Here is an 11,987-nt window from a genome sequence, read left to right as displayed (position 1 = left end):
AATTGACATTCGCAAGCAAATCCAAAAAATCAAACTACGGAGTCGGGCAACACAAACAAAAAGCACCGGCTACCAAAAAAATTTGATGGACGGGGTCTAATATCATGACGCGAAGATTAGGGCTTCGGCATGCGCTATGCCTTGGAGTGGCAGGCGCGCTGATCGGTGGATGGGTGCTGCCTGCGAACTCTGCAGACCTCGGGGGTAACTGCTGCGCCGATCTCGAAGAGCGCATTGCTGAACTTGAGGCCACGACGGCCCGCAAAGGCAATCGCAAGGTCAGCCTGACGGTCTCCGGATGGATAAGCGAGCAAGTCGCTTTCTGGGATGATGGCACGAAAAGCAACGTCTACGTCGGCACGAACCCGGTCGAGCAGTCGCGCGTTCGCTTCATCGGCGAAGCCAAGATCGACAAGGACTGGTCGGCTGGCTACGTGATCGAGCTTGGCGTCTTCGGAGGCAACGGCGGCAAGTGGGACCAGAACACGCCCGACGGCACCAACCCGAACAGCGTCTCGGTTCGTAAAAGCAGCTGGTTCCTGAAAAACAACCAGCTCGGAAAGGTCACCATCGGACAGGACGGAACGTCGACATACCATCTGCTCGACGATGCCGACACGACGATGACCCGGAATTTCTTCGACGGCGAAGGTCCGCCCGACTATCAGGCAAGCTTCTTCGCGCGCTCGGGCGGCAGCTTTATTCCAGGCCCTGCCGGTGGCAGCAACTTGCGATGGTCCGACATCGCGCGCGGCTTCAACAACTCGACGCCGGGCGACAACGGCCGCCGCAACATCGTCAGATACGATTCACCGACCATCGCCGGCTTCTCGTACACCGCCTCCTGGGGCGAAGACGACATCTGGGATACGGCGCTGATCTACAAGGGCGGCTTTGGCGACTTCGAAATCAACGGCCGCGCCGGTTATGGCCACTCATCCGATGAAACGAACAACCTTTGCCACACCGGCCCCGCCGGATTCCGCGCGGACTGCGAATGGTGGGGCGTGTCCGGCTTCATCCAGCATAAGCCGACGGGTCTTTTCCTTTTCTCGGGCTACGGTCAGCAGATCGACAACACGCGTGCTGCCGACGTCACGACCGGTAATCCGGCGCTCGTGGATAAGACCGATGATACCTGGTTCGTGCAGGGTGGCATCGAAACCAAATGGATCGCCCTCGGCAAGACGAATCTGTTCGTGAACTATCGCCACGACTCGCCGGGCTCAAACGTCGCCAAAGGAACGCTGCGCACCGAGGACGCTGAGATCGATTACATTTCGGGCGGTGTAGCTCAGTACCTCGAGGCAGCGGAAACGATGCTGTATCTCGTTTATCAACACGCTGATGGCGACGTGCAGGTGGCGGGCGAAGCAAACCGCACGAACATCGACAGCCTGCAGCAGGTCATCGCGGGCGCGAAGGTGAATTTCTGAAAATGATGATCGGCGGCTGAGCTGTTGATCTGAACTTTGCGGAAAGCGCGGCTCAACATGCCGCCCTTTTTCACGCTCGGATCTCGATGGGCATACCTTCTCGCGTGATGCGGCTCATCGCGCCGTAATCTTCCGCCGCGTCGGAGGATTAGGGCATCTGATTTCGAGACGTCTCCCTTCGCATCCAGACGAGCCACTCGCATAAGCTCAGCAATTTTTCTTCGTTCCGCCGATATGCTGGGCCGGTTATCCGTACTTGCAGAGGGGCATTGAGCAAGAGGCGGCCTACCATGGTGATGATCGGAAAGCAGGTTCACGCTGACCCGCAGCACTCTGAGAGCGTCGCGACCAAACTCTCGATCATCGTTGGAGAAAACCTCCGGCACCTTCGTCGCAAATCTGGCCTTTCTCTTGAGCAATTGGCAGCAAAATCAGGCGTCAGCCGCGCTATGCTTGGTCAGATCGAGACCGGAAAAAGCGCGCCGACCATCAATCTTCTCGGGCGTATCGCTGAGGCACTGCAGGTTTCGGTGCCGAGCCTTATCTCTCATCCGGCGGCGGGCGGCACCGTTATCGTTCCGCGCGACCGGGCAACCGTGCTCGCATCGAGCAACGGCGGCTTCACGTGTCGCGCGTTGTTTCCTTGGGGCGATCCGCAGAGCATCGAAATCTATGAAGTGACGATCATCGCCCACCATAGTGAAGATGTCGCGGCCTTCGAGCCTGGAGTTAAGAAAGCGCTTGTCGTGCTCACCGGTGAGATCGAGCTGACGATCGCGGAGGATTCTCCGGCACGCCTCTCCGAAGGTGATTCAATTATCTTCAACGCGGATTCGCCGCACACGCTTCACAATCCTGGCAATGCAGACGCGAAAGCATTCCTCGTCGTGGCGCCGGTTGATCGCACCAGAATACACCCGCGCGGCTTCTAGCACGCGGCCGCACCTCGCCCATTCCCCGGTAATCCTAAAACGAGAATATCAATTCCATGTCTTCTTCGTTCGAAGACGTGCGCCTCTCGCATAGTGTGCAGAACATTCGCTTTCCTGGAAATTCCGAGGGTCGGACACGATGAGCGCTGGCGTTAACAAGAGAGTTTTGCCGGGATTCGGGCTGTCACTCGGCTTCACCCTCGTTTACCTCTCGCTGATTGTTCTTATCCCGCTTTCCGCAGTGTTCCTGAAGTCGTCGGCGATGACGTGGGACGAATTTTGGAGTGCGGTGACGGCGCCGCGCGTTGTCGCGTCCTATCAGCTGACGTTCGGAGCATCGTTTCTCGCCGCTTGCGTCAACGCAGTTTTCGGCCTGCTGCTGGCATGGGGACTGACGCGCTACACATTTCCGGGACGAAAGATCGTCGATGCGTTGATCGACTTGCCGTTCGCTCTGCCGACGGCTGTCGCAGGCATCGCGCTGACCGCGATTTACGCCAAGAATGGCTGGATCGGCAGCCTGCTCGATCCGCTTGGGATCAAGATTGCATTTGGCCCTGCCGGCGTCCTCGTCGCTCTCATATTCATCGGTTTGCCGTTCGTCGTGCGCACCGTGCAGCCTGTTCTCGAGGATCTCGAAACGGAATTCGAGGAAGCTGCAGCAAGCCTCGGCGCCAATCGCTGGACCGCTTTCAAGCGCGTTGTTTTCCCCACTCTGTTGCCTGCATTGACGACCGGATTCGCTCTCGCCTTTGCGCGCGCCGTCGGCGAATACGGCTCGGTGATCTTCATCGCAGGCAACATTCCAATGGTGTCGGAGATTACGCCGCTGATCATTATCACCAAGCTTGAGCAATTCGATTATCGCGGCGCGACCGCCATTGCTGCCGTGATGCTCGTCATCTCGTTCATCATGCTTCTCATCGTAAACGCGCTGCAGGCCTGGAATGCCCGCCGCTTTGGAAGGACGGTCTGATGGCTGCTGCCGCAACTATCGATGCGCGCTTGCACGGCGCGGGAAAATTCGAAGCAAACCCTGCCACGCGGGACTCGCGATGGGTCAAGATCGCCGTTCTCGGCGTTGGCCTGACGTACTTCCTGATCTTTCTTCTGCTTCCGCTCATCGCGGTCTTTGCGGAAGCGTTCCGCAAAGGCGCCGAGACTTACTTTTCCGCACTCGTCGAGCCCGACGCGCTCTCGGCCGTCAAGTTGACGTTGCTTGCGGCAGCGATCGCGGTTCCTTTGAATCTGGTTTTCGGCTTGGCGGCGGCGTGGGCGATCGCGAAGTTCGAGTTCCCGGGCAAAAATCTGCTGATCACGCTGATCGACTTGCCCTTCTCGGTTTCGCCCGTCGTCGCGGGTCTAATTTACGTTCTCGTGTTCGGACGTCAGGGCTGGTTCGGTCCATGGCTGCTCGATCACGACATCAAGATCATTTTCGCCGTCCCCGCGATCGTTCTCGCGACGATTTTCGTGACCTTCCCATTCATCGCGCGTGAGCTCATTCCGTTGATGCAGGCGCAGGGAAAGGACGAAGAGGAAGCCGCAATCTCGCTCGGCGCGTCCGGAATTCAAACCTTCCTGCGCGTCACCATTCCTAACGTGAAGTGGGCGCTTCTCTACGGTGTCATTCTCTGCAACGCGCGTGCGATGGGAGAATTCGGCGCGGTCTCCGTCGTGTCGGGACATATCCGCGGGGAGACCAACACGATGCCGCTCTACGTCGAAATTCTTTACAACGAATATCAATTCGCAGCCGCCTTCGCGGTGGCTTCGCTCCTCGCTCTCTTGGCTCTGGTGACGCTGGCGCTGAAGACTTACGTCGAGTGGCGCGCAAATAAACATGTGGTGGAAGGGCAAGGCCAATGAGCATCGAGGTTCGCAACGTCAACAAAACGTTCGGCACGTTCAAGGCGCTCGATGACGTCTCGCTGAACTTTCCGGATGGCGAGCTGGTTGCTCTGCTCGGTCCATCGGGCTGCGGGAAGACGACGCTGCTGCGCGTGATCGCCGGCCTCGAACATGCCGACAGCGGCCGCATCATCCTCGATGGCGATGACGCGACGACCAAGGATGTCCGCCAGCGCCGCGTCGGATTTGTCTTCCAGCACTACGCGCTGTTCCGGCATCTGACGGTGTTCGAGAACATCGCGTTCGGTCTGCGCGTCCGCCCGCGAGGCCAACGGCCGAGCGAGAAAGACATTCGCGCCAAGGTCGGGCAGCTTCTGGAACTCGTGCAGTTGTCGTGGGTCGCGAACCGCTTTCCTTCGCAGCTCTCGGGCGGACAGAGACAGCGCATCGCGTTGGCGCGCGCACTGGCCGTCGAACCGCGCGTGCTTCTGCTCGACGAGCCCTTCGGTGCGCTGGATGCAAAGGTTCGCAAAGAACTTCGGCGCTGGCTCCGCACGCTCCACGACGAACTCCACATCTCATCGATCTTCGTCACTCACGACCAGGAAGAAGCTCTCGAGGTCTCCGACCGGATCGTGCTGATCAACAAGGGGCGCGTCGAGCAGATCGGCCCGCCGAAAGAGATTTACGAAACCCCGGCGACGGCGTTCGCTTACGGCTTCATGGGTACCGTTAATGAATTCCGCGGCCGTATCGAGGGCGACTATGTGCGCGTCGGCGACGAGCGCATTCGCCATCATGCCGGACATTTCCGGGACGGACAGGAGGTCGTGGCGTTCGTGCGTCCGCATGAAACCGAGATCGTGCCGGATGTTTCATCCGACGACGGCATCACCGCAAAAGTCCATCGCATTCTTGGCACGGGTGCCGTTGCGCGTGTAGAATTGGTGGCGAATGGTGATGCACGTCAGGGTCGAAAAGACTTCTTTGAAGTCGAAATCCCGGGGACTGAGGCAACCTCGCTTGGCCTCGCAACGGGTCAGCGCGTGAAAATCAGAAGCCGCCGCCTCAGCGTCTTCCCAGAACAGAACGGGACAGTCGCGTCGTGAACTTTCAGCAGCTCCGCATTATCAGAGAAACATTACGGCGCAACTTTAACCTCACGGAAGTCGCGAACGCACTGTACACGTCGCAGTCCGGAGTTTCGAAGCACATCAAGGATCTTGAAGACGAACTGGGTGTCGAGCTTTTCATTCGGCGCGGTAAACGGCTTCTGGGACTGACCGAGCCCGGCAAGGAACTCGCGCAGATCGTCGAACGCATCCTGCTCGACACGGCAAACATCAAACGCCTAGCCGATCAGTTCGCAAAATCCGATCGCGGCGAGATCACCATCGCGACGACGCATACGCAGGCCCGCTATGCGCTCCCCGGCCCGATTGCGGCATTCCGAAAGGAATTTCCGAACGTCCATCTCGTGCTCCAGCAAGGTTCGCCGAAAGAGATCGCGTCCATGCTGAATGATGGCCTGGCTGACATCGGCATTGCGACCGAGGCGCTGGAAAATTCGCCCGAGGTCGTTTCGTTTCCGTATTATTCCTGGCACCACGGCATCATCGTGCCGAAGGGGCACGCCCTGGAAAGCGTCAAACCGCTGACGATCGAGAAGATCGCCGAGTGGCCGATCATTACCTATCACGAGGGCTTCACCGGTCGTCCCGGCGTCGACGCAACGTTTGCGAAAGCGGGATTGACCCCGGACATCGTGATGGTCGCGCTCGATGCCGACGTCATCAAGACGTACGTCGAGGTCGGGCTCGGCATCGGCATCGTCGCCTCGATGGCCTACGATAAGGATCGCGACACGGGGCTCCGGCTGCTCGACAACAGTCACCTTTTCCCCAAGACGACGACGCGCATCGCGTTGCGTCGCGGGCGTTTCCTTCGCCGCTTCGCCTATCGCTTTATCGAACTCTGCGCGCCGGATCTGACCGAAAAGGTCGTCAAGGCCGGTACCGAAGCCACCGCCGAAGCTTGACGTCTGTTGGAACTCAGATCGTCGGCGCTTTCAGTTTGCGCCACCACTGCAGGCTGTCGGATGTCGACGAGCGAGGTTTGTATTCGCAGCCGATCCAGCCCTTGTAGCCGATACGGTCGAGGTGATCGAACACGAACGGGAAGTTGATCTCACCCGTTCCAGGCTCGTGCCGCCCTGGCGTATCGGCGATCTGCACATGACCGATGAGCGGCAGATATTTGTCGATCGTCGGCGTCAGATCGCCTTCCATGATCTGCATATGATAGACATCGTATTGCAGCCGAAGATTGGGCGCACCGACGCTTTCAATGACGTCCGCCGCCTTCGCTGTGGAGTCGAGGAAGTAATTCGGAACGTCGCGCGTGTTGATCGCTTCGATGAGGAGCGTCATGCCCTCGTCAGCAAGGGCGCCCGCCGCGAACGTCAGATTTTCGATGTAGGTTTTGCGCATTTGACGGTGATCGGCACCGGGCGGCGCGGTGCCCGCCAGGCAATGGAGCTGCTTGCAGCCGAGCGCCTTCGCGTATTTGACGGCGCGCTGAACGCTTTCGCGAAATTCTCCGGTCAAGTTCGGATAGATCGCGATGCCCCGGTCGCCGGCGGCCCAGTTTCCCGCGGAAAGGTTGAACAGCACTTGCGTGAGCCCGTTCGCCTTCAAGCGCGCGGCGAGATCGTCGGTCTCGTACTCATAGGGAAAGAGAAATTCGACGCCCTCGAAGCCTGCCGAAGCCGCCGCGTCGAAACGGTCGAGAAACGGCAGCTCCGTGAAGAGCATCGACAGGTTTGCCGCGAATTTCGGCATGCATTTGCTTTCGATGAGAAAAGCGCGAGCCTAGACGGCGAGACGTGCCTCGCGCGCCTCCCGAAGACGACGAAAATCATCGCCCGCGTGGTAGGATGAGCGCGTGAGCGGCGATGCTGAGACCTGGAGGAAGCCCTTGGCATAAGCAGTCGTTGCCAGCGCCTCGAACTCCTCCGGCGTGACGTAGCGCTCGATAGCGGCGTGCTTTCGCGTCGGCTGCAGATACTGCCCGATCGTCAGGAAATCGACGTCGGCAGACCGGAGGTCATCCATCACCTGCAACACGGCTTCGCGCGTTTCGCCAAGCCCCACCATGATGCCGGACTTCGTGAACGTCCGCGCATCGATTTCTTTCGCCCGCTGCAACAGGCGCAGCGAATGGAAGTAGCGCGCGCCGGGTCGGATTTTCGGATAAAGGCCGGGGACCGTCTCGAGGTTATGATTGAACACGTCGGGACGCGCGGCGATGACCACGTCCAGCGCGCCGTCCTTGCGCAGGAAATCGGGCGTCAAAACCTCGATGGTCGTCTGCGGCGCGAGCCTGCGGATTGCCGCGATCGTTTCCGAGAAATGCTGTGCTCCGCCGTCGGCGAGATCATCGCGATCGACCGATGTGACGACGACGTGCTCGAGGCCGAGACGCGCCACCGCATCGCCGACACGCGCGGGCTCGTCCGCATCAAGCTGCCCGGGCCGTCCCGTGGCGACATTGCAGAACGCGCAGGCACGCGTGCAGATGTCGCCCATGATCATCATCGTGGCGTGACGCTTCTCCCAGCATTCGCCGATGTTGGGGCAGGCCGCTTCCTCGCAGACCGTAGTGAGGCTGTGATCGCGCATAATTTTATGCGTGTGCGAGAAACCCTGTGAGCCGGGCGCCCGAACGCGCAGCCAAGGTGGCTTCGGCAAATACGGGGTGTCTGGCCGCGACGCCTTTTCTGGATGACGCAGGCGCGGCTTGGGGTCGGTCGTATCGAGGAGCGTTACCAAGGCTGTGCAACTCAAGTAAGGAGCGAATGCGGGATGATACCCCGTCCGTCGCTATCGTACATCCTGGCATGGCGGACGGATAGGCCGCAGACAACCCCGACTATATAGCTAAAGAGCATACGAAAACGGGCGGCCCTTGGGCCGCCCGCTGAATTCCAGTCCGCCGGCAGGCGTCAGGATGATTTCGCCGGATGCTCGACCATCGACGATTTGGTCGGCGTCGGATCGGCCGGAGCGGCCTCGCGCGGCTTGACCGGATCGGGAACCGAGCGAGAGTGAGCTGGTGCCGGCGTCGAAACAGACTTCTTCTCGACGACGGCAGGCTTCTTCTTCTTCGGTTCGACCGGTTTAGCCTCGGATTGCGTAGAGACGGCCGCGGTCTTCTTTTTCGCGGGCTGCTCGATGGGTTCGTCGATCGTCGCATCGACGCCCTCGCCTGAATAGATGGAGTCGCTTGGCTCTTCCGAACGAACGCTGGCGCGCTGAGTGCGCGGCGGCGCATCGTCATCCGAATAGAAGAGTGCGTTCGAATTGCTCTGCGGCTGGGTGTAGGTCGCGCGGGTGGGCGCCATAGTCTGCGCGTAGCCGCTATTGCTCGATGCCTTTTCGGCCTGATCGTCACCGTAACGCGGATAGGATTTGCTGGAAATCGCCGATCCCGTCTTGAACTGCTGCCAAGTGACGGTCACACGCATGCCGACCGGCACGCGCGGATAAAGATCGAGAACGTCCTGGTTCGTCATACGGATGCAGCCGCTGGAGACGGCCTGACCGATCGTCCACGGCGCGTCGGTGCCGTGAATGCGGTAGGTGCTGGACCCGAGATACAAGGCGCGAATGCCGAGCGGGTTCATCGGATGACCGCCAGGGACCCACCGCGGCAGGCGCGGATTTGAGCGCACCATGTCCGGAGTCGGCGTCCAAGGGGGATTGACGCGCTTATTTGTAACGGAGGTCACGCCCTGCCAGCGCGCGTCGCCCTTGGGAACAGCGACCGGATAGGTGATCGCTTCGCCCTGCTTCGTAATGAAATACAGCCGGCGATCGGAAAACGAGACGATGATCTGCCCGGGCTTGTACTTCGAATCGAAGGAAACCACGCGACGTCCGCCACCGTATTCTTCGCTTCCGCCCCAAAGGAAATTGATGAGATCTTCGGCTTGGACTGATGTCGTTGAGGCCAGTCCCCCAGCCATGATCAGGGCGGCGACGGCGACTCGACTCAAACGGCGTTTAACGGTCATCGGGGGGTGCTCCAATGGCAGCAAATTCAAAAGCACAGGGTTACGGGGGTTATCCTGTTCTTGATTAGTGAAAGGCGGGTATAAATCAGTCCCGTTTTCACCGGCAGAGCAGGGAAGTCACAGTTCAATCACGATTCCTCCCTTGCGCCTGAGTTTATTGATGTTTTCGATATTTTCCGACGTCACATGTTGCCATTTGACGACGCTCCGCCCGCAGTTCGTTTTTTGTCTCTTACCTTTGGATGCTCGAGCCGTCCGGATTGAAACAAAAATAGAACGAGCCGATGCACGGCATATCCCAAAAAAGCCACCGCTGCCGCGGTGCGATGGCGAATTCCGCGTCTGAGACGGCTGCAGACACAACTCCACCGATGCCATCGCAAGCAATGGTTAATGATGTTTGTCGGGGATCGAAGTCGCCGCGCCCTCGGCACCGATGTACACGACGAACAGCTTCATGATGCCAGTGCCGGTGTTTCGGCCATTATGCGGAATGCTGATCGCTTCGGCGACCGACTGCCCTTTTTTATACGTTCGCGTGCCCTTGGCGCCATAATCGACCGTCAACTCGCCGTCGAGGATCAGTCCTGTCAGCGGCACGCCATGCGTATGCCACCCGGTTTCCGCGCCCGGCTGCATTTCGACGATTGCCGCCGTGAGCTTTGCCGGTGAGCCGGTCGGATAGACGATCGGCTCGTCCATCACCGTTTTTCCGGTCGAAAGAAGCTGGGTCACACGCGTCGTCGCGTCGAGGGCTCTCGTGCTCGCGGCCCCGGCTGCAAACAGTCCGAGCGCGGCGATGCCAAGCCCGATGTGACGGCCGTTCAAATAGGACATATGTCTCTCTCGCGACTTTGATCTAAGAACGCGACGATGAGGTATGTTCGTAGTCTCGTCCATCGCCAACTGTGCGCCGCGCGCCTTCAGGGAATACGAATGACTTTCCGAGTTCTGGCTGCTCTGTTGTGTCTCCTCGCGGGTGCGTCGGCCTCGGCGGCGGAGCAAATCCGGCCCGCACCGGAAGGTCCGTCCGCCACGACGGCGAAGTCTCTCGTCGTGGCGCAGCGGCAGATGATCGTCGCGGCCGACCCGCTCGCCGCCGAAGCCGGTCGTGAAATTATGCGCCAGGGCGGATCGGCGGCCGATGCGGCCATCGCGGCCGAACTCGTTCTCGGGCTTGTCGAACCTCAGTCCTCTGGTTTGGGCGGCGGCGCGTTTCTTGTTTATTGGGATGCGCAGTCGCGTTCGCTCGCGACATTCGATGGCCGCGAGACGGCACCCGCCGCCGCAAAGCCCGACCGCTTCCTGCGCGACGGCAAGCCGATGCCGTTCGAGGCGGCAGTGCGCTCAGGCCTGAGCGTCGGCGTTCCCGGCCTCATGCGTACCCTCGAGGCCGTCCACAGGCGCTTCGGAAAACTTTCCTGGGCGTCGCTCTTTGCGCCTGCGATCAAGCTTGCGGAGGAAGGCTTCGCGGTATCGCCGAGGCTCGCGGCTCTGCTCGCTGCAAGTAAAGCCGAAAACTTTTCCGCCGGGGCGCGCGCCCGCTTTTTCGACGAGAACGACACGCCGATCCCGGCAGGCGACGTGATGACGAATGCAGCTTACGCGGCGACGCTGAAGGCGATTGCCGAAAAGGGCGCAGATGCATTTTATTCCGGGCCGATCGCGGACGCGATCGTAAAGGCCGTCCAGGGTGCGACGAGCATTCCGGGCGATATGACGGCGGCCGACCTCGCAGGCTACGTCGCGAAGGAACGCGACCCCGTATGCGTTGACTACCGGGCCAGAAAAATCTGCGGCATGGGCCCGCCATCGTCTGGAGCGATGACGGTCGGCTCGGTTCTGAAGCTGATCGAACCGTTTCCTGAGGTGCAAGGCTCGGCCGCTATGATGAGTGCGCCCGCGCTCCACATCATCGCCGAAGCTGAAAAGCTCGCCTACGCCGATCGCAATCGCTACATCGCTGATCCAGACCGGATTTCGGTCCCGTCAGGGCTGATGGACGACGCCTATCTCGCCGAGCGCCGCAAGCTGATCGACCTGCAGAAGGCGATGGACAAAGCGGAGCCCGGTATCCCGCCAGGCCTGGCGAAGAAGACGTTCGGCAAGGACTTCACCAACGAGGTGCCAGGCACGACGCACATGTCGATCATCGACGCGGACGGCAACGCCCTCGCGATGACGGCAACCATCGAGAGCGCGTTCGGCTCGCACCTCTGGGCTGCAGGGTTCTTTTTGAACAACGAGCTGACCGATTTCTCCTTCGTACCCTTCGACGAAAAAGGCATGCCCGTCGCCAACGCCGTCGCGGGAGGCAAACGCCCGCGCAGCTCGATGGCGCCGACGATCGTGCTCGATGCGCAAGGCACGCCCGAGATCGTGACTGGATCGCCAGGCGGATCGCAGATCATCCTCTATGTCGTCAAAACGCTTGTGGGATTGATCGACTGGGGCCTCGACGCGCAGAAGTCCGCCGCCCTGGCGAATTTCGGAAGTCAAGGCGGAGCTTTTATCATCGAGTATTCTCCGTACTACGTCTGGCCCGCGTTCGATCTCACAGCCTACGGACACGCCATCGGCAATGCGACGATGACGTCTGGCGTCCACACGATCGTGCGCAAGGACGGACATCTGGAAGGCGGCGCTGATCCGCGTCGCGAAGGCGTGGCGCTCGGCGATTGATGCGAAGTATCG

General features: G+C 60.2%; 11 protein-coding genes. 7 read left to right on the top strand and 4 right to left on the bottom strand.

Features of this window, described 5'->3' with window-relative positions; all coding sequences use genetic code 11:
• Positions 1-104 precede the first annotated feature (104 nt).
• The 6 genes from HDEN_RS13220 to HDEN_RS13195 all read left to right on the top strand — a co-directional run bounded on the left by HDEN_RS13220 (position 105) and on the right by HDEN_RS13195 (position 6,257).
• Positions 105-1,436, top strand: coding sequence for a porin (locus tag HDEN_RS13220; protein ID WP_013216632.1), 1,332 nt, complete (start codon positions 105-107; stop codon positions 1,434-1,436).
• Between the two features lie 290 nt (positions 1,437-1,726).
• Positions 1,727-2,368 (top strand): helix-turn-helix domain-containing protein, encoded by a 642-nt coding sequence (locus HDEN_RS13215; RefSeq protein ID WP_013216631.1) that lies wholly within the window; start codon positions 1,727-1,729, stop codon positions 2,366-2,368.
• 139 nt (positions 2,369-2,507) lie between these two features.
• Entirely contained in the window at positions 2,508-3,344 is an 837-nt protein-coding gene (cysT, locus tag HDEN_RS13210) for a sulfate ABC transporter permease subunit CysT (RefSeq protein WP_013216630.1), read from the top strand.
• On the top strand, positions 3,344-4,237 hold the full coding sequence (gene cysW, locus HDEN_RS13205) for a sulfate ABC transporter permease subunit CysW (RefSeq protein WP_013216629.1): 894 nt from the start codon (positions 3,344-3,346) through the stop codon (positions 4,235-4,237). The genes cysT and cysW overlap by 1 nt, the downstream gene beginning before the upstream one ends.
• Positions 4,234-5,328, top strand: a complete 1,095-nt coding sequence (locus tag HDEN_RS13200; protein WP_013216628.1) for a sulfate/molybdate ABC transporter ATP-binding protein — start codon at positions 4,234-4,236, stop codon at positions 5,326-5,328. Before cysW ends, HDEN_RS13200 begins: the two co-directional genes overlap by 4 nt.
• A complete protein-coding gene (locus HDEN_RS13195; protein WP_013216627.1) occupies positions 5,325-6,257 on the top strand; it encodes a CysB family HTH-type transcriptional regulator in 933 nt (310 codons plus the stop codon). Before HDEN_RS13200 ends, HDEN_RS13195 begins: the two co-directional genes overlap by 4 nt.
• A gap of 13 nt (positions 6,258-6,270) precedes the next feature.
• Here HDEN_RS13195 and hyi read toward each other — a convergent pair whose 3' ends face one another.
• The 4 genes from hyi to HDEN_RS13175 form a co-directional block, all read right to left on the bottom strand.
• Entirely contained in the window at positions 6,271-7,059 is a 789-nt protein-coding gene (gene hyi, locus HDEN_RS13190) for a hydroxypyruvate isomerase (RefSeq protein ID WP_013216626.1), read from the bottom strand.
• Between the two features lie 30 nt (positions 7,060-7,089).
• Complete coding sequence (gene lipA, locus HDEN_RS13185; RefSeq protein WP_013216625.1) at positions 7,090-8,049, bottom strand: lipoyl synthase; 960 nt, start codon at positions 8,047-8,049, stop codon at positions 7,090-7,092.
• 173 nt (positions 8,050-8,222) lie between these two features.
• Positions 8,223-9,293, bottom strand: a complete 1,071-nt coding sequence (locus HDEN_RS13180) for a L,D-transpeptidase (RefSeq protein ID WP_013216624.1) — start codon at positions 9,291-9,293, stop codon at positions 8,223-8,225.
• A gap of 390 nt (positions 9,294-9,683) precedes the next feature.
• Positions 9,684-10,130, bottom strand: a complete 447-nt coding sequence (locus HDEN_RS13175) for a cupin domain-containing protein (RefSeq protein WP_013216623.1) — start codon at positions 10,128-10,130, stop codon at positions 9,684-9,686.
• 99 nt (positions 10,131-10,229) lie between these two features.
• Between HDEN_RS13175 and ggt the strand changes: the two genes are divergently transcribed.
• Positions 10,230-11,975: a gamma-glutamyltransferase gene (ggt, locus tag HDEN_RS13170; protein ID WP_013216622.1), complete on the top strand. Its 1,746-nt coding sequence runs from the start codon at positions 10,230-10,232 to the stop codon at positions 11,973-11,975.
• The last annotated feature ends 12 nt before the right edge of the window (positions 11,976-11,987 follow it).

Origin of the sequence: Hyphomicrobium denitrificans ATCC 51888 (assembly GCF_000143145.1) — a bacterium.
GTDB lineage: Bacteria > Pseudomonadota > Alphaproteobacteria > Rhizobiales > Hyphomicrobiaceae > Hyphomicrobium_B > Hyphomicrobium_B denitrificans.
The sequence above is the reverse complement of the archived record's forward strand: the minus strand, read 5'-3'. Positions and strand labels throughout refer to the sequence as shown.